Consider the following 18,757-nt stretch of genomic DNA (forward strand, 5'->3'; position numbering starts at 1 on the left):
CTCAGGCCGGGTTCTGGAGATCAAAGGAGATGGAGAAGGAGATCGTGTTTCCCTGCTTGCCCGCGCCGGGGTAGTTCACGTTCTTGAACCACCGCGTGCGGCTCTGTATCCGGTTATAGAAAAGCACAACGGCTTCGAAGGTCCGGGCTTCGCCGCGGATCGTGATGTTCATGCCGTTCTGCGTGACCGCGCTGAACCATACGTCATCGGGAAGGCTGTTGGCCAATTCCTCCATGAAATGGACTGGCAGCTCCTGGTTCTTCTTGAGGTTCAGCATGACCTCTTCTTTTTTCTGGAGAACTTCCTTCTGATCCCGGAACTTCTTTTCCAGGTCGATGTATTTCTTCAGTTCTTCCACTTGCTTGGCGAGTTGATCGCGCTTCTGGTTCGATCGGTCGATCTCATTGTTGAGCCAGATGTAATAGACGCCGCCGATCGCCGAGAAAAGCAGCACGAACAGGATTCCGGCGATGGGAAGGGTGGACCTGCCGGCGCCTTCATCCTGCGCGTAGACCTGCATGGGCTCGGCTTTATCGAGTTTCTTGCCGGGGCCTTGAGAGAGCGCGTCTCCGAGGAGGTTGATCCTGATCATCGGTCCCCCACTTGGCGCAGAGCCAGGCCCACGGCCACTGCAGCCGCACATCCAATCTCCCGGGCGGCGGCCGGGTCGACGCTTCGGTCATCCAGCTCAATGAGTAAAAAGGGATTCATGCGGTCCACCGACACGCGAAGGCGGTCGCCCAGCACATCCGTGAGGCCCGTGACCTTCGCGCTGCCACCGGCCAGAAGCACACGGTCCAGCCGGTCGATCTTGAAACTGGAACGGAAGAAATCAATGGTGCGGCTGAGCTCGTCCGTGAAGGCGTCAGCGATGGCAGCCAAGGAAGGCGCGACCTCTTCGGGACTGCGGCCTTCAGCGGATCTTCCCTGCTTCAGGGCTTCGGCGCCTTCCCGATTCACGCCCCAATCTTCCATGAGCTTGTCGGTGAAGCGGTTCCCACCCCAGGCGATATCGCGCCAGAAGACCGATTTGTTGCCGACAAGCATCGTGAGGTTCGAGAAATTGGCCCCAATGTTGACCAGGGCGACGACTTCGTCATTGCCCCCGGCAGCGGTATTGATCTCGTAGGCATTCTGAAGCGCGAACACGTCCACATCCACGACCGAGGGCCTGGCCCCCGCCTGGGCGACGCAAGAGATATAGGCCTCGAGCTTGTCCTTGCGGCAAGCCACCAGGACCACATCCATGTTCCCTTCGGCGGCGCGCTCGTCCAGGACTGCGTAGTCCAGGGCGTAGGAATCCAGTCCCTGGCCGGCGGGGAAGAAGCTTTCGGCCTCCCACCGGACAGATTCCGCAAGTTCCGCGGGGCTCATCAGCGGGAAAGTCACTTTTTTGACCATCACCTGCTGACCTGAAACAGAAATGGCCACATCCCTCGATTTAATTTTCTGTTCGGCCAAGACCTGCCTAATGGCGGATGCGACGGCGTTGCTGTCCATGATGTCGCCATCCACGATGGCGTCCGTCGGAATGGAGGCCATGCCCAGCTTTTGCAAGCGATAGCGTTGGGCGCTCCCCTTTCCTATAGGTTGGAGTTCGCACACCTTTACCGAGCTGGAGCCAATGTCCAGGCCAACGAGCGACTTGCTTTTGCTACCGAAAAGACCCACTGGGAGCCTCGCTTTGATGATGAATGGTTCTAAATAATAACGTCCTGGATGGGTACGTCAAGCTTTTCAGACAGATGGACCATCCTCATCAGACGAAAACCCGATCAAGATGGCCGTGATGTTGTCTTCTCCTCCGTTTTCCCTGGCCTTGGCAATTAGACGACTTACAGCATTTTCTAATGATTTTTCAGCCATGGCGATGGACCAGATTTCAGAATCCGTGACCATTCCTGACAATCCATCAGAGCAAAGCAAAAGGCGATCCATTTCTTTAAGTTCGAATTCCTGGACTGAAACGTCCAGTTCTCCCCCATTGCCTAAAGCCTGGGTGATGACATTCCGGAAGGGGTGGACCCGGGCTTCAGCGGGTGTGAGGATTCCGTGGGTGACCTGCTCCGCGACCCATGAATGGTCCTTCGTGATCTGGCGGATGCCCTCGGGATCCAGGATGTAGGCCCTGGAATCCCCGACATGGGCCAGGGTGGCCCGAACCCCCTGTACGAGGCAGGCGACCACCGTGGATCCCATGGTCTCCCGCTCGGGGTTATTACGGATATCCTCCACGATGGCTTGGTCCGACAGCAGCAAGGCGACTTTTAGACGATTACCATCGTAATTAAGGGTGACATCGTATTCGAGCGGCCAGGTGCGGTCCTTCTCCACGGTCTGCTGAACGAATTGGGCGACCCGGTCCACCACGATCTGGCTCGCCACTTCTCCCGCCGCATGCCCGCCTAGACCGTCAGCCACCACGAAAAGGCCCAGTTCGGGCTCCGCCCGCATGCTGTCCTCGTTGTGTTTCCTGACACAACCAACGTCTGTGAGTCCTGCAGACACCAGGCGCATGGTCAACCTCTCCTCAGGATCTTATTGAACAGGGTTTTGGCCTGCTGGCCTAGGTCCTTGAGGTCCTTGATGTCCGGACCCTTGCCCTTTTCTTCTTTGGTTTGGACTGATGCTAAACCCATCTTTTTCAATAATTTATGATTAGGCGCGATCTCTTGGGCTTTTTGGATGAGCACCGCCGCCCGGGTGTGCATCCCCGTGGCCTGATAGTGCTCGGCGAGCCGCAGGATCGTTTCGATATTCTTGGGCTGCAGGTTGTGCGCGGCTTCGTAGCATTTGATCATGGCTCGCAGGTCGCCCCCCTTGGTTTCGAGGATTTTAGCCTGGAACAAGTGATAGTCCGCCTTGTTAGGATCCTGGCGGATCGCGAATTGGACCAAGCCGAGGGCGCGCTCCACATCAAGGTTCTGGAACGCCTTCACCCCTTCCTGGAACCAATCCTCTGGAGTCCGTTCCGCCGGACCGGGCCCTCCGCCTGCGCTGGCCGCTGCGGGAACCGAGGCGCTTTTGGGGGCAGTGGCGTTTTTAAACTCTTCTTCCGCCCAACTCCTCCGCTCGGGGTCCTTCAACACGTTAAAAGCTTCTGAAATGTCCCGGAACTTTGTTTCAGCCACTTCTTTCTGGGGTCCGGTGAAGCGATCTGGATGCCACATCTTGGCAAGGCGGTGGTAGGACGCCTTGATTTCGTCGGCAGATGCGCCTACACGGATTTCAAGAATGTCGAAGGGGTTCATCGTGGTTCCGATTGCTTGCGTCGCCATGCCTGCTTTGAAAGTTAGAGGGTTGAAACCTGGATGGTAGCCTAGTTCTCATTGGAAGATAGAGTGCAAACCCGATCATAGCTTCATGCGTGATCAATCTCCAAACCAGATGCAGGCCCCTGCTCCCCATCCCCGGCCGATCCGCCGATGGTTCAGGGCGCTGGACCCTATCTCCCCGCGGGAATGCAGCCGGTTTCGGGGTTAAAGCGATCCGGAATTGATGGCACACTGGTTGGCTCGGAGACGCGCATTGGCTGCCACCATCGGGACAGGTTCGTTGGAAATCGTCCGGGATGGACTAAGGGCAGGCGACCTATCCTCAGAGGCCCTGGTCCGGATCTGTTTGGATAACATCGAACAGCTGGACCCCTGCCTCAACGCCATCCTCTCTACGGATCCGGAGAAGAGCCTCAAGCTCGCGAGGGCCGCGGACCTCCGGCTTCGCCAAGGCGAACGGGGGGCCATGCTGGGCATACCGTTTGTATTGAAAGACAACTTTCATTGGACTGGCCTCCCTGTGAGCAATGGCTCCAGAATCGCCAAGGGCTACATCGCCCCTTACGATGCGACGGTCGTCAAACGGCTGCTGGAGGCGGGAGCTGTTCCCATCGCCAAGGCCAACATGGATGAATTCGCCATGGGTTCCAGCGGTGAATACAGCGCCTTCGGGCCCAGCCGGAACCCGTGGGACACCAGCCGGGTGCCGGGCGGCTCCAGCAGCGGGTCCATCGTCAGCGTGGCCGCAGGCTACGCGCCCTTCGCGCTGGGCAGCGATACCGGCGGCTCCGTCCGGCTTCCCGCAGGGTTCTGCAACGTCACGGCTCTGCGGCCCACCTACGGCGCGCTCAGCCGGTACGGAGTCACGGCCATGGCCTCCAGTCTGGACCAGCCGGGCCCGGTGGCGAGGTCGGCCGTAGGTGTCGCGGCGGGGTTCAGCGTAATGGCCGGGCGGGATCCTCTGGATTCCACCAGCGTGGACCTTCCGCACGCCAGCCGGCTGGGCGATCTGAAACCGGCCCCGCTCAAAGGCCTGCGGGTGGGGGTTCCAAAGGAATATTTCGGCGAAGGCCTCGACCCAACCGTGCGGAGCATCGTCGAAGCCGCCCTGCTGGCGCTGGAGCAAGAAGGCGCCTCGGTCGTCGAAGTCTCCCTGCCCCACACCTCCTATGCCATCGACACGTACTACCTCATCTGCACCTCCGAAGTGAGCAGCAACATGAGCCGGTTCGACGGCGTGCGCTACGGTGCTCGCAAGCCATCCGACAGCCTTGGAGGGATGGTGGCCGGAACCCGCGAACTTGGCTTCGGCCCGGAGGTCAAGCGCCGCATCCTGCTCGGAGCCTTCTGTCTTTCCAAGGGCTACTACGACGCCTTCTACCTCAAGGCCCTGAAAGCCCGCACGCTGATCACCAAGGATTTCACGGACGCCTTCGGACAGGTGGACATCATCGCAACGCCCGTAAGCCCGGGTGTGGCCTTCCCCATTGGCGACAAGACCCTGGATCCCATGGCCATGTACCTGGCCGACGCCTATACGGTGACCACTCCGCTGGCCGCCCTGCCCTGCCTCTCCATGCCAGGCGGCTTTTCCAACGGTCTGCCGGTGGGGGTGCAGCTCATCGGCCCCTCCCTCTCGGATGTGCGACTGTTGGAAACGGCCCACGCCTTCCAGCAGATCACGAACCACCACCTCCAACCGCCGCCGGTCTTGAACCAAGGAGCCAATCATGGCATTTGATGTCGTCATGCCCCAGATGGGTGAATCCATCGCCGAAGCCACCATCCTGAAATGGCACCGCAAGGTGGGCGAGCAGATCGGCAAAGATGAAACGCTGTACGAAATCAGCACCGACAAAGTGGATGCGGAAATCCCCTCGCCTGTCCAAGGCACCCTGCTCGAGATACTCGTGGAGGTGAATGCCACCGTGCCGGTGGGCAGCGTGGTGGCGCGCCTTGGCGATGCCTCGGAACTGGGCCAGGGCCGCCCCGCGGTGGACTCCGCCCCCCTGCCCGCGGCCACCGCTCCGCTGGCGGCTCCGGTCCACCCCATGAGCACCGAGGATGACAACAGCCTCGAGAACCGGCTGCGCACGAAGTCCTCGCCCCTCGTCCGCGAAATGGCAAGGCAGCACGGCGTGGACCTCTCCCAGGTGCCCGGCTCCGGGCAACAGGGCCGAGTGACCAAGGAGGACATGGATGCCTTCCTGGCCAGGCGCGGTCCGGCCGCGCCAGCCCCCGCATCCGCGCCGACTTCGGGCGATATGCCCAGGATGGCAGCAACCCATGATCCCGGCGCACCCACCCTGGGCGCCGTGCCTGGGCTGGCGGTCCCGCCCGCGCCCCACGTCCCGGCCTTCGGGGCCGGCGAGCGCGTGAAGGTCGAGCCCATGAGCCGGATGCGCAAGATCATCGCGGACAACATGGTGAATTCCAAGCTCCGCGTGAGCCCCCATGTATACACGGTCTTCGAGCTGGACATGAGCAACGTGGCGCGGCTCCGGGCCAGGCACCGCCAGGCCTTTGAGGAATCCTACGGCACCAAGCTGAGCTTCATGCCCTTCATCATGAAAGCCGTCATCAAGGGACTTCAATCCTTCCCGGTGGTGAACGCCTCCGTGGACGGCGACAACATCGTCTACAAGCAGGACATCAACCTGGGCATCGCCGTAGCGTTGGACTGGGGCCTCATCGTGCCGGTCGTCAAACATGCGGACAGCCTGAACCTGGGCGGCCTGGCGCGGTCCCTGAACGACCTTGCGGAGCGGGCCCGCACCAAGAAACTCACACCCGATGAGATTTCCGGCGGCACCTTCACCATCACGAACCCGGGCGTTTTCGGGGACATCTTCGGCCTGCCCATCATCAACCAGCCCCAGGTCGCCATCCAGTCCATCGGCGGCATCGTGAAGCGCCCTGTGGTGGTGACGGACGAGAACGGCAGCGATGCCATCGCCATCCGCCAGATGATGTATTCAGGCCTCAGCTTCGACCACCGCATCGTGGACGGAGCCGTGGCGGACCAGTTCATGAGCGTCGTGAAAAAAGAGCTGGAAACCGGGGCTTTCGGCCTGGAATAGAACTCAGTAGTTGGGTCCGCTCTCGCGGATCCGTTCCCGGAAGGTGGCGTATTCGCCCTCGAAATAGAGGGGGATGCTGCCGGTGGGACCGTTGCGGTGTTTGGCGATGATCAGCTCGGCTTCGTTTTCGGGTTCCTCATTGGCTGGGCCTGGGTTGGTGCGCCGGTGGATAAAGGCGACCATGTCCGCGTCCTGCTCCAGGGCGCCCGAGTCGCGGAGATCCGATAGCTGGGGGCGGTTCCCGGTCCGGTGCTCCACTTCGCGGTTGAGCTGGGACAGCACCACCACGGGCAGGCCGTGGTCCTTGGCGAGCAGCTTCAGTCCGCGGGAAATCTCGCCGATGCGCACGGCCTCGTTCTGTTTGGCCGCCCTGGAGCTGTCGGGGCTGCTCAACAGCTGCAAGTAGTCGATGATGACCAGGTCCAGCTTCTGGTTCGCCTGGCTGAGGTGCCTGTCCACCATCGAAATGATCTGGGGCACGGTGATGCTGGCGAGATCGTTGATGAACACAGGAAGTGCGAGCAGCTCGCTTCGGGCTTCTTCCAGGTGATGCCGGTCCTGGTCGCTGAAACTCCCAGCCTCGACGCGTTTCATGTTCACGCGCGCTTTCGCCGCGAGCAGGCGCAGGAAGACTTCTTCCGACGACATCTCGAGGGAGAAGAAGGCGACATGGGCGTTCTGCTTCATGGCCGAACGCAGCATCCAGTTGAGCGCGAGCGCCGTCTTGCCGACTCCAGGCCTGGCCGCGAGGATCACGAGATTACCGGGGCGCAATCCCTGGGTGAGGTCGTCGAACCGCTCGAATCCCATCCGGAGCCCCGCGGAGCCCCGGCCTTCCAATCGCTCCAGCAAGGCAGGCATCGCTTCGGCTTCCACCGCGGCGATGTGCTCCAGGCCCTTCCTGCGCTGGTCGCCCTGGGCGAGCCGGAACAGGTCCTGCGCGGCTTGCTCGATGAGGGTTTCCGGTGGAGCCTCTTCGGCGCCGGCCTGGCGGGCGATCCCGGCGCCGATGCGGATCAGGTCGCGCAGCTTGCGCTTCCGCACCAGCAGCTCCGCGAGGATCTGCGGGCGGCCCACTTCTTCGGCGCTGAGCAGTTCCACGAGGCCAGGGAATCCGCCCACTTTCCCGAGGGTGTCTTCCTGGTCCAGCACATCTTTCAAGGTCAGGGCGTTGACCTCGAGCCGCGCTTCGATCAGGGAACGGAGGCCCAGAAAGACGGCGCGGTGGGCGGGGTGGACGAAGTCCTCCTCGCGGAGCTGGAAAACGATGTCGGCCGCGTCCTTCTCAGCGCCCGGCGCGCAGCACGTGGCCAAGAGGGACCGCTCCGCGTCCACGTCCTCCGGAAGCTGGTCCGGAAGCCAGTCCGTGGCCATCAAAGACCAGGAGGAACGTAGCCGCCGCCATTCACGTCCACGAAAATCGGATTCGTGATGGCGATCGGGTAGATGCCTTTCTGGACCTTCGACCAGGGCGAGCCGGCGCGGTAGGGACCGGTCTGGCTGAGGGAAACGCCGGCTTCCACCACGATCCAGGCATCTTTAGCAGCGGGCAGATTCAGGGCCACCGAAGTGCCGCGTTGCCGGAAATCGCTCCCTGGGCTGAAGGTGCTGGGGTCCAGGGTCTGGGCCACCTCGCCGTTGACGATGATCCGGACCTGGTCCAGGGGGACCCAGTCCGGCGCGTAGATGGTGATGGAGACGCTTTGCGCCGCGCCGCTCACCATTCCGCCGGAGCCAGTCCCGTTGATGCTCACATCCAGCAGAGGCCCCGTGGAAGCAACCGCAGCGCCGCTCTTCAGGGCGTTGAGCACAGGACTTAGATCGGAATCCGTGGGAATGGCCGAACCCAGCTTCAGGTAGGTGCGGGCCAATCCAACCGGCGTATCGAGGCTGTAGACCCCCGAAGAGAGTCCGAGCCCTTTCGTGAAAGTGGCCGGAGTCTGCTGGTTCAGCAGGGCGAACCAGTCGCGGCGGACCGATTTGAATTCCGTGAACCAGGGATCCGGATTGGTGGCGCTGAATCCTTCGGCGCGCAACAGTTCAATCGCATTGAAACTGCCATTCGTGGCGCCTTGGGACAATGGGCCCGTGGCATTCCACCAGGCATTCACTCCGGTTCCAAGGGCCACGGCGGGATTGAAATTGCGGAGGGTGAAGAGTCCTTGAGGGCCCCTGGGCCGCTGCACGACCACATAGGAGCCCTCAGACTGTTTGATGAAATCCGCCAGGTTCCACCCTTGGGAGGGTTTCGCGCCGCGGTTGCGTTCCGCCCGCGGCGCCGGAGTGAAATAGGCGGTGGCCACGCCATCCTGGGCCAAAGTCGTGCTCCGGGCGCCAAATGCCAAAGGATCTGTTCCGATGGCGGTGCGGTAGGAAGCATCCAGGCCGATGAGGTTGAACTCAGACACGAAGTCCTTGTAGATCTGGCCGGAATCCGGAAAACGGTCAGTATCCAGGAGCCCAACCACGCTTACATTCTCCGCCAATGCGGATGAAAGCATCTCGCCCGGCAGCATGCCGCCACCCGTGGCCTGGGAAGGTCCGGGCACGTCGAAGGCCGCCCAGCCGCTCGGGGTGGCCGCCGGAACGATGATGAAGGAATGGCTGAACAAGGCCCCCGAGTCGGGAACCGTGGTGGCTTCGACCACCTGGGAATCCAGATGGCCTAGGGGGCCGCGGGTGGCGAAGGCCATGAATTTCCCCAACGGGAAGGAAACGATCGCGGAACTGGCCCCAGGCAGCCCTCCAGGTACGAACGAGGAGCCAAAGAGCTGGTTTCCGGCCCGGAACTGGTAGCTGCCAAAATTCGCGCCGGTGACGAGTTTCGCTTTTGTGACCGGATCGAATGCTCCCGCCAGGCTTCTGATCCTTTGGAAAGCCGGGTCGGGCGTGGAGCCTTGGCCAGCGAAGGTGAAGCGCAAGGGCTGGAAATTGCCTGTGGTGATGTCTTTTGTCCTGGCGGAAAAGGCGTGCGGAACAACTTTGGAGCCGATGTATGAATCCCCTTGGGAATTATTGGGGACGACGACGTCTCCTCGCTCTGGCGCGAGCTGCTGGGTTATGAAAAATTCATTGCTCCCGGTGAACTTTTCAATGATGAGCGGCGTCTGAAGGTCGGGGCGGATGGTGGTGTCCAGGCCGTTGGTGAACTGGGTCTGCGTGTGGCTCTGGTTCCTGTTCCGGATGATGACGCGGTAGCTTCCGACCGGCAGGGTGGTGCCAACTTGGCCCACCGAAGACAGCGAACTATCAGGGGTTTCCAGCCAATCCACACGCTCGAGGCGCCAGATGGGGGCGGCCTCCGTACCTTGGTTCCGCTCGAACCTGATTTCGGTTTGAAGCTCCCCGCCGATCTGGGCCGTGCCAAAGGTCGAGTAGATCACGGAGCCTAGTTCCTGGGTTGTGGCCCTCGCGGTCCGGTCCACCATCATGGTGTTGAAGATTCCGGTCGAGCGGTTCGTCACGGCGCTGCCCGTGCTCTGGCCGCCGACGATGAAGAGTTTCCGCCTGTAGGTGACGGACTGGCCTGCGCCCAGGCTTCCCGCTGGGAGGCTTCCCACCACGACTCGCTGCGGAAAGACGGGCCGGTTCTCAGAAAGCGTGTTTTGGGGATCCGAGGCCACCAGGAGGTGGTCCGCATCCAGCGGCAGGATGCCGAGGCTCGTGTGGGAATCCAGGGTTTCGGCCGCGGGTTCCACACCGATGAATCCTGCCATCCCGGCCCGCACGCTCGAGGTGAGCGGGTGGGCGAAATCGCTGCCTGGAATCTGGACGCCCCAGGCGTCCGAGGGCAACGGGGAGCCTGCCGCATCGGCATCGGCCGGCACCACGATCCGAAGTCCGCCCCCGATCTGATACAGGAAATCCCCCAGGTTTTGCACCGATACCGTGGCGCCGCCGGAATTCTTGACGGTCGTTTCCAGGGTGTAGAACCGATCGGTGGTCCCGAGCGTGACCTTGTGGGAAACGGTGAGGCCCTGCACGCGGCCCGTGGGATCCCAGGTGGCGCCGCCCAGCTTGTGCTTGGTGTCCAACAGGTAGCCGGTCATCTGGATGCTGTAATCGCCATTGCCGGCCACCGGCGCGATATGGTCGAACACGAGGGGCAATTCCGGATCCTGGTTCACCACGGGGGTGAGGCGGTCCAGCATGTCGCCCGGGATCGACACCCGCTTGAAGCTTGTATCCAGGCCGATGTAGCTGATGTCGATGATGCTGCCGCCGCTCGCGGCCCCAGCCACCGCCTGCCCCGATCCAAAGGGCGTGCCATCCACCGCCAGTTCCACGAAATCGTTGCCCAGATAATAGTCCCCGGCTGCCGCCTCGGCCTTCATGCCTGCGGGCCGGTCTCCGCCGATCGCCGGGATTTCCATCCCCGCCAGGGAACTTCGCTGGATCCCGGTGGCCCGGAAGCATCCGAGGCCCGCGCCCAGGAGCAGGGCGGGGAGGGCTAACGGGAACAGATTGCCGAAATGCCGGAAAGCAAGGGCGTTGTTGGCTCGATCATATCGGTTCATTCGGCTTCCATTCACTTCAGGACCCCTGTCGGGATCAGTTGATGCATGCGGGTCATGGGCAAGGCGGGCGTCTCGATTTGGGTCGAAGGTTCTATGCTAACCCACGATGGCTTCTTCCGATTCAGCTGGTTCCCGCCCCGCGCCGCCCGCCCGTCCCGGGCGGCGTGCCCGATGGATCTGGTTGATGCTCGCATTGCTCTTCTTGGGCGATCTGTTCTGGACTGCCGAAAGGTTCCCGTCCCATAGCCGGGGCCGTGTTTTCTCCCTGGCCGCGGCTCCGGATTTTTCAGCTCCGGTGCTGGTGCTCGGGGCCGGCATCTACTCTGATGGCGAACCCACCGCCGTGCTGGAAGGGCGGCTCCATGCGGCCCTGGATCTCTACCGCACCGGAAAGGTGACCTGGATCCTGGTGAGCGGGGACAACCGGGCGGCCAGCTATAACGAACCCCAGGCGATGCGCAGGTGGTTCCTGAAGCAGGGCGTGCCCCCCGACCTGGTCATCGCCGATTACGCCGGCCGCAGGACTTATGACAGCCTGAAGCGGGCCAATGTGATATTCGGACTCCAACGCCTGGTCGTGGTCACCTCCGACTTCCACATGGCCCGGGCGATCTACCTCGGAAGCAGCCTGGGCCTTGACATCTACGGGGTTCCGGACAGCACCCGGGAACATACCATGGGTTCGCGGATCTGGTTCTGGATCAGGGAATACGGAGCCCGCCACAAGGCTTTGGTCGACACCCTGTTCCCACCCTCGACCCGGCTGGGTCCCCGGGAGCAGACGCCGGGCGAGCCTCAAAACCCTGCCCAAGTGCCGCTTGCCTTGGAAAAGGCCGTGCAATGAAGTTGAAGGATGTGCATTTGCTCGCAGCCAAGCGCCTGCCCCAGGGCCGCTACGGCGGGAGCCTGGCGGGCGAAGGAGCCGTCAAACTGGGCCGGCATTGCGTCCAAGGCCTGCTGGAAGAAGCCGGACCAGATCCATCGCACCTCTTTTGGGGCATGGCGCGGAGCCACACCCAGGGCATGAACCCAGGCCGAACCATCGCGCTCGGCGCAGGCCTGCCGGTGGAGGTGCCCGCCACCACCCTCAACATGGCCTGCGGCTCCAGCCTCCAAGCCCTCATCTTCGGCGCTCTGGTGCTGGAAGGCGGCGCCGCCGGGACAGTCCTGGCAGGCGGCAGCGAAGCCATGAGCGACACCCCGCACCTGGTGCCGGGCCTGCGCTGGGGCTATCGCATGGGCCACCGCCATCTGCCGGATGTGATGCACCAGGATGGCCTGCGCTGCCCAGTCACCGGCCTGCTCATGGGCGAGACCATCGAAAGGCTAGCGGCCAGGCGCGGCATCTCCCGGGAAGCCAGCGACGCCTTCGCCCTGCGGAGCCACCGCCGGGCCGGGTCGGCGGATTTTTCAGCGGAACTCGTCAACCATCCGCGTCTCGCCAGCGATGAGTGCGTGCGGCCGGATAATTCGCTGGAAGCGCTTGCCGCTCTTCCGCCTGTCTTCAGCAAGGACGGCCAGGTCACCGCCGGCAATGCGTCGGCCCTTTCCGACGGCGCCGCCGCGGTGCTACTCGGACGAGGCCAGGGGGCGGGAAGCCAGTCTCCGCTGGCGCGCGTCCTGGGCTGGAGCGAATCCGCGGTGGACCCCATGGACATGGGCGAAGCGCCCGTGCCTGCGGTGCGGAGGTTGCTCGCAGAGCATGGCCTTGCGGTGGGCGACATCGATCTGTGGGAAATCAATGAAGCCTTCGCGGCCCAGGTCCTGGTCTGTGTCCAACAACTGGATCTGGATCCAGGGAAACTCAACGTGGCCGGTGGAGGGGTTGCCCTGGGACATCCCATCGGAGCTTCGGGCATCCGCATCGTCGTGACGCTCATCCACCAATTGCGGCGGCGCGGCGGCGGCCTGGGTGTGGCGACGCTCGGCATCGGGGGCGGCCTGGGTCTCGCCCTGCTCCTGGAAGCCACTCCTTGAGCGGGGCCCGGGTCCCCGTCTGGAAGGAGCGTCCGCTGCGCAATTTCCTGCTGGCGGCCCTGGCTTCCAACATCGGGAACTGGGTGCAGATCTTTTCGGAACAATGGCTCGTCTATCTGCTGGCGGGGCCCCTGGCGGCGCGGTGGGCGGGTCGGCTGGGATTCGCTTCGGGCATCGCGGTGCTGATCTTCACCCCCCTGGGCGGGAGCCTGGCGGACCGCCTCGACCGGAGAAAAGCCCTGGCCTCGGCGCAGGTGTTTCTCATGCTGCTGGCCCTGGCCATGTGCCTGCTCGCGGCATTCCACCAGCTCACCCTTCCGAGGCTGCTGTTCTTCGCTATGGCCAGCGGCCTGGGAGCCGCGGTGAGCATGCCCATGGGCCAGAGCCTGATCGGGGATCTGGTCCCCCCGGACAAGATCCCCGCGGCATTCGGACTCATGTCCGCCCAGTTCAATCTCAGCCGCATCATCGGCCCCGCCCTAGCGGCTGCGCTGTTCCCGATCGTGGGCGCGGCAGGCAATTTCGGCCTCAACGCTTTGTCCTTCCTCGCCTTGGTGGTGGTATGCCTCCGCCTGCGCCTGCCCCAGTCCCAGCATCCCACCGCTGACCCGGGTTCCTATCTCAAGAGTTTCAGGGCCTTCCGGGCCGATCCGCAGCTCTCGGCCCTGCTGGTCATCGCAGGTGTCTGGGGCTTTTTCGCCTGGAGCTACTTCCCTCTGCTCCCCGTTTTCGGCGCCAGGGCCTTGGGTCTCGGAGAACGGGGCGTGGCGGGCCTGCTCTCGTGTTTTGGCCTCGGGGCGGTGCTGGGATCCCTGGCCGTGGCGCGGGATGTGTCAGGCCGCGACCGCTTCCCCCGCATCCTCTTGGCGTTCGGAGGATTCGGCCTCGGGCTCGGGCTTCTGGGCGGACTTGCGCATCCCGGCGCCGCCTTCCCGGCCATGTTCATCATGGGGGCCTTCCAGGCCACGGGCTTGTCGCTCATGAGCGGCACGATCCAGCGGAAGATCCCGCCAGGCTTGCGGGGACGGGCGAATGCCATCTACCTCACCGCTGTCATCGGCATCACGCCCCTTGGCACCTTGGCCGCCGGTGAAGTCGCCCAACGCCTAGGCAACCAGGGCCCCAGGCTCGTGATTCTGGCGGATGGCCTCATCCTGCTGGCTTCGGCCCTCGGATTGACCCTTTTCCTTCGAAGACGGCAAAACCCCATGGACCAGCAGGCCGGAGGGCCGGCCTAAACCATCCGCCCTCCCGCGCGAAGCCATCCTAGCCAAACGGGGCGCCTAGGCCTCACTCTAGATGCTGGAACCACGGGGAACCGACATGACCGACTCATCGCTGATCGTGTTCAAGGACATCACCAAGGTCTATGTGATGGGCGATATGGAGGTGCGCGCCCTCGACGGGGTTTCCCTCTCCATCAGCCGGGGCGAATACGTGGCCATCATGGGGCCCTCGGGATCCGGCAAATCCACCATGATGAACGTCATCGGCTGCCTGGACTCCCCCACCCAGGGCACCTATGAGCTCAACGGGAAATTGGCCTCGGCCATGAGCGATGACGAGCTGGCCCAGATCCGCAATGAGGAGATCGGTTTCGTGTTCCAGACCTTCAACCTGCTGGCCCGCACCACCGCCATGCAGAACGTGGAATTGCCGTTGATCTACGCGGGCATGAGCCCGGCGGACCGCCATGCGGCGGCGCGCCAGGCCCTGGAGAATGTCGGGCTTGGAACCCGCGGCGAGCATATGCCCAACCAGCTCTCGGGCGGCCAGCGGCAGCGCGTGGCCATCGCGCGGGCCCTGGTGAACAATCCCTCCATTTTATTGGCGGACGAACCCACCGGCGCCCTGGATTCCAAGACCAGCATCGAGATCATGGCGCTTTTCGAAGAGCTGTACCAGAAGGGCAATACGATCATCATCGTCACCCACGAAGAGGACATCGCCCGCCATGCCCACCGCATCGTGAAGCTCCGGGACGGGAAGATCATCCACGATGAGCCCAACGAACCCATCACCAGCGCGGAGCACTTGGCGCATCTGAGCCTGTAGGCTTAGGGGCGTCGGGCAGCGACCCGGTTGTCCGCCTCGACGGCTACTTCAGCACCCCCAGGACCAACCGCGATCCATCTTCTCCACCCCAGTGGAGCCTCTGCGTGGCCTTTCGGTAATCCCCCGCCTTCGGGTTGCCATTGCGGAGGAAGGTCTGGGGATTGCGGTCCACCAGCGGAAACCAGGTGCATTGGACCTGGACCATCAAGCGGTGGCCAGCCTTGAAGGTGTGGCACACATCGTTCAGTGAAAAGTCCACCCGGGCCGGCTGGCCGGGCACGAAGGGTTCGGGGTGCTCCAGTGAATTGCGGAACTTCCCGCGCATCACTTCGGCGCGCAGGAGCTGCTGGGTGCCCCCGAGCCGCACCTTGTCCGGCTCCCCCGCTTCATTCTTGCCGGGGCCGGCCAGGTCCGGCGCATCGTCCGGATACACATCCACGACCTTCACGATCCAGTCGCTGTCGGTGCCGCTGGTGGAGACCTTGAGGCGCGCGTGGATGGGCCCCGCCAACCTCAGGTCTTCCTTGAGAGGTTCGGTCTGGAACACGGCCACATCGGGCCTCCTCGATGCGAAACGCTGGTCCTCCACCACATATTCCTTTGAAACGTCCAGTTCGACGTCCTGGGTGTAAGGCACAGGCCTATCAGGATCGCTGATCCAGGATTCCGAGCCGGGGGACGGCGCAGCCGAGCCCAGGCTCAGCGCCCCGTCCTCCCGGAAGTACAAGGCCACCGCCTTGGATTCTCTGGGTGGCCAGGCATCGAAACGCTCCCAACGGTTCGCGCCGGTTTCAAACACCATCGCCTTCGGCAGTTGGGGGTCCGGAGCGCCTTTCAGATGGCGCATGAAGAACGGAAACTCGATGGCCTCCTGGTAGTGCTTGGACACTTCCGAACCGAAATCCACATTGCCCAGGCGGCGGTATGCGGGGACTCCCCATCCGCCGTGGTACCACGGACCCATCACCAGGTGGCGTTCGGTGCGCGGACTCTGGCGGCCCAGGGCCAGGTCGACCTGCAGCGGGCCGAAGGGATCCTCGTCGTCGAAAAATCCCCCCACCATGAGCACCGCCGGCTTGATGTCCTTGAGGTGGGGCCGCAAATTCCGGGATTTCCAATATGGGTCGAGGTTGGGATGCGCGACGACATCGCTCCAGCTCTTCACTTCGCCCTTGAAGAATTTCTTATCGAGATCCTCCAGGGAGCCGCTGCGGAGGAAAAAGCGGTACCCATCTTCGGTTCCAGGGTCGAAGCGCCGGTCCGCGGGCGGCCAGACCTGGGTGGGCGCGGGGCGGGGCCAGCCGAAAAACGTCTGGAATCCGAAGGCCTGGCTGAGGAACAGCGCGCCGTTGTGATGGTCATCGTCGCCTTCGAAAATATCGGTCACAGGCGCCTGCGGCGATACAGCCGCCAAGGCCGGGTGGGCATCGATCATGCCCGCCGCGGCATAGAAACCCGGATAGCTGACGCCCCACAGGCCGACTTTGCCGTTGGTGGAAAGGTTCTTGACCAGCCAGTCGATGGTGTCGAAAGCATCTGTGCTCTCATCGACGTCCCTCGGAGCCTTGCGCGGCTTGTGCGGTGTCATCTCAGTGAAGGAGCCTTCGCTCATCATCCGGCCCCGCACATCTTGGAAGACGAAGATGAATCCTTCTTCCATGAAGCGCCGCGATGGTCCCAGCTCCCGCCTGAACTTGTCCGGCCCGTAGGGCGCCACGCCGTAGGGGGTCCGCTGCATCAGCACCGGGTAGGTTCTCGAAGTGTCTTTGGGCGCGTAGATGGACGTGAAGAGGCGCACGCCGTCGCGCATCCGGATGAGCACTTCCCGCTTGGTGTAGCGCTCCTGGACCTGATTGGCCGCCGGCGCCTGGGCGGCCAGGACGGCCGGAAGCATCAGGAATGGCGCACAGCTCAGCTTCATCACGGCTCCAGCACCGGCAGCACCAGGCTCGAAGCCTGGGCCCGGTTGTGGTGGAGGCGGATCGTGGCCTTCTTGAAATCAGAATCCTTGGCCTTGTTGATATCCAGGAACACCTGCGGATTGCGGTCCATCAAGGGGAACCAGGTACTGTGGACCTGCACCATCAGGCGGTGGCCTTTCCGGAAGGTGTGGAAGATGTCATTGAGCTGGTAATCCACGGCGGTCGGAACATCCGGTTCGAAGGGTTCAGGCTTCGAAAGCGAATCCCTGAATTTGCCGCGCATCACTTCCCCCCGCACCATCTGCTCCGTGCCGCCCAAGGGACTGTATTTGGCCCGCGGCGGGAGTTTCTCGTCGGGATCTCTGTAATCGTCGGGCCACACATCGATGACCTTGACCACGAAATCCGCATCCGTGCCGCTCACTGAGACCCGGAGGTGGACTTGGATGGGTCCGGCGACGGTCAGGTCCTTGTCGAGCACCGAAGTCTCGAACACCAGCACATCCGGCCGCGTGGACACGAACCGCTGGTCGGCCACCATGTACTCCCTCACCATCCCAGTGTCGATGCCCGGCCAGAACGGCACGGGACGGGCCGGATCGCTGATGTACTCGTCAAATCCCCCACCCTGGGGGGGCACCGCGAATCCCAGCCGGCCGCCAGGCTGGAAATAGACTTCCGTGGATTTCGCCGTCCTGGGCGGCCATTGATCCAGGTGCCGCCAGACATTCCGTCCGGTTTCGAAGACCGTCGCAGTGGAAAGCTTGGGCGCCGGCGCATCCTTCAGGTAGTGCATGAAAAAGGGGAATTCGACCTCCTTCTGGAAGTATTCGGATGTCCTCGCGCCGAATTTCACATCGCCGAGCTTGTCTCCAGGCGTGCGGTTCCAGCCGCCGTGGACCCAGGGGCCCATCACCAGGAAGTTCGTGGTGGCAGGGCTCTGCTTGCCCACTTTGTCGTGCACCTGCAGGGCGCCGAAGAGGTTTTCAGCGTCGAACCAGCCGCCCACCGTGAGCACCGCCGGCTTGATGTCCTTCAGGTGGGGCCGCAGGTTCCGCGACTGCCAGAACGCATCGAAGTCCGGGTGTTCCATCATCTCGTTCCAGAAAGCCACCTGCCCATGCAGGAAGCGCGGATCGGCATTCGACAGCGCGCCCATCTTGTTCAGGAAGAAATCGTAGCCGTCCGGCGTTCCATGCTCGAAGCGCCTGCCCCATTCGGTGGTCGGCTTCGGGCGCGGCAATCCGAAGGTCGCCATGAAATTGAATCCGTGGGGCAGCCAGAGCGCGCCATTGCGATGGAAATCATCCCCGGTGAACCAGTCCGTGACCGGCGCCTGCGGCGAGCTGGCCTTCAGCGCGGGATGCGCGCCGATCATGCCCGCCGCGGCATAGAAGCCCGGATAGCTGATGCCCCACATGCCAACGCGGCCGTTGTTGCCGGTCACGTTCTTGAGCAGCCACTCGATGGTGTCGTAGGTGTCGCTGCTCTCGTCCACATCGGTGGGCTTGGTTTTGTTTTCCAGATGCGGCGTCATGTTGTTGAAGGTCCCCTCGCTCAGGAAGCGGCCGCGGACGTCCTGGTAGACGAAGATGAAGCCCTCCTTTCCGAAGAGCGCCGTTGGGCCGAGGTCCGTCTTGAACTTGCCCTCCCCGTAGGGAGCCACGCTGTAGGGCGTGCGCTGCATGATGAACGGATAGGTTTTCGCCGTGTCCTTGGGCGTGTAGATGCAGGTGAACAGCGCCGCGCCATCGCGCATGGGCACCATCACTTCGCGCTTGGAGTAGTGTTCCTTCACGTAATCCAGCCCTTGGGCCGGCAGGACCGTGGACAGGATCGGAAGCAGCAGCAAAGGCAAACGCAAACCCACACGCGGCATCAACCTCATGGCGACTCCAGAAAGGATGGAGCGAGGATACCAGGGTTTGGCA

14 protein-coding genes are annotated in these 18,757 nt (G+C 63.0%); 6 read left to right on the forward strand and 8 right to left on the reverse strand.

Going from position 1 to position 18,757, the window contains the following annotated elements; genetic code table 11:
• Position 1: 1 nt before the first annotated feature.
• The 4 genes from IPQ13_03780 to IPQ13_03795 form a co-directional block, all read right to left on the reverse strand.
• Positions 2-592, reverse strand: coding sequence for a PilN domain-containing protein (locus IPQ13_03780; GenBank protein ID MBL0210024.1), 591 nt, complete (start codon positions 590-592; stop codon positions 2-4).
• Positions 589-1,671, reverse strand: a complete 1,083-nt coding sequence (gene pilM, locus IPQ13_03785; protein ID MBL0210025.1) for a type IV pilus assembly protein PilM — start codon at positions 1,669-1,671, stop codon at positions 589-591. The genes IPQ13_03780 and pilM overlap by 4 nt, the downstream gene beginning before the upstream one ends.
• Before the next feature lie 66 nt (positions 1,672-1,737).
• The gene (locus IPQ13_03790) at positions 1,738-2,454 is read right to left on the reverse strand and encodes a serine/threonine-protein phosphatase (protein ID MBL0210026.1); all 717 of its coding nucleotides are present in this window, start codon (positions 2,452-2,454) and stop codon (positions 1,738-1,740) included.
• A 65-nt stretch (positions 2,455-2,519) separates the two neighbouring features.
• Entirely contained in the window at positions 2,520-3,251 is a 732-nt protein-coding gene (locus tag IPQ13_03795; protein ID MBL0210027.1) for a DnaJ domain-containing protein, read from the reverse strand.
• A 247-nt stretch (positions 3,252-3,498) separates the two neighbouring features.
• Between IPQ13_03795 and gatA the strand changes: the two genes are divergently transcribed.
• Positions 3,499-5,016 carry an Asp-tRNA(Asn)/Glu-tRNA(Gln) amidotransferase subunit GatA gene (gatA, locus tag IPQ13_03800; GenBank protein MBL0210028.1) on the forward strand — a complete coding sequence of 506 codons (1,518 nt, stop codon included), beginning with the start codon at positions 3,499-3,501 and terminating at the stop codon, positions 5,014-5,016.
• Positions 5,006-6,355, forward strand: coding sequence for a 2-oxo acid dehydrogenase subunit E2 (locus IPQ13_03805; GenBank protein ID MBL0210029.1), 1,350 nt, complete (start codon positions 5,006-5,008; stop codon positions 6,353-6,355). The genes gatA and IPQ13_03805 overlap by 11 nt, the downstream gene beginning before the upstream one ends.
• 3 nt (positions 6,356-6,358) lie before the next feature.
• Here the strand turns inward: IPQ13_03805 and dnaB are convergent, their stop codons facing one another.
• Positions 6,359-7,729: a replicative DNA helicase gene (gene dnaB / locus IPQ13_03810; GenBank protein MBL0210030.1), complete on the reverse strand. Its 1,371-nt coding sequence runs from the start codon at positions 7,727-7,729 to the stop codon at positions 6,359-6,361.
• Positions 7,729-10,872: a hypothetical protein gene (locus IPQ13_03815; protein ID MBL0210031.1), complete on the reverse strand. Its 3,144-nt coding sequence runs from the start codon at positions 10,870-10,872 to the stop codon at positions 7,729-7,731. Before IPQ13_03815 ends, dnaB begins: the two co-directional genes overlap by 1 nt.
• A 184-nt stretch (positions 10,873-11,056) precedes the next feature.
• On the opposite strand from IPQ13_03815, the gene IPQ13_03820 reads away from it, so the two are divergent.
• The 4 genes from IPQ13_03820 to IPQ13_03835 all read left to right on the forward strand — a co-directional run bounded on the left by IPQ13_03820 (position 11,057) and on the right by IPQ13_03835 (position 14,904).
• On the forward strand, positions 11,057-11,716 hold the full coding sequence (locus IPQ13_03820; protein ID MBL0210032.1) for a YdcF family protein: 660 nt from the start codon (positions 11,057-11,059) through the stop codon (positions 11,714-11,716).
• A gap of 17 nt (positions 11,717-11,733) precedes the next feature.
• Positions 11,734-12,849: a thiolase family protein gene (locus tag IPQ13_03825; protein MBL0210033.1), complete on the forward strand. Its 1,116-nt coding sequence runs from the start codon at positions 11,734-11,736 to the stop codon at positions 12,847-12,849.
• Positions 12,846-14,087, forward strand: a complete 1,242-nt coding sequence (locus IPQ13_03830) for an MFS transporter (GenBank protein ID MBL0210034.1) — start codon at positions 12,846-12,848, stop codon at positions 14,085-14,087. The genes IPQ13_03825 and IPQ13_03830 overlap by 4 nt, the downstream gene beginning before the upstream one ends.
• 85 nt (positions 14,088-14,172) lie before the next feature.
• Positions 14,173-14,904, forward strand: a complete 732-nt coding sequence (locus IPQ13_03835; GenBank protein MBL0210035.1) for an ABC transporter ATP-binding protein — start codon at positions 14,173-14,175, stop codon at positions 14,902-14,904.
• Positions 14,905-14,947: 43 nt separating this feature from the next.
• Here the strand turns inward: IPQ13_03835 and IPQ13_03840 are convergent, their stop codons facing one another.
• Both IPQ13_03840 and IPQ13_03845 read right to left on the reverse strand, forming a co-directional pair.
• Entirely contained in the window at positions 14,948-16,825 is a 1,878-nt protein-coding gene (locus IPQ13_03840) for a CocE/NonD family hydrolase (protein MBL0210036.1), read from the reverse strand.
• Positions 16,825-18,705 carry a CocE/NonD family hydrolase gene (locus tag IPQ13_03845; protein ID MBL0210037.1) on the reverse strand — a complete coding sequence of 627 codons (1,881 nt, stop codon included), beginning with the start codon at positions 18,703-18,705 and terminating at the stop codon, positions 16,825-16,827. Before IPQ13_03845 ends, IPQ13_03840 begins: the two co-directional genes overlap by 1 nt.
• Between the last annotated feature and the right edge of the window lie 52 nt (positions 18,706-18,757).

The sequence above is a fragment of the Holophagaceae bacterium genome (assembly GCA_016720465.1).
Taxonomy (GTDB): domain Bacteria; phylum Acidobacteriota; class Holophagae; order Holophagales; family Holophagaceae; genus JANXPB01.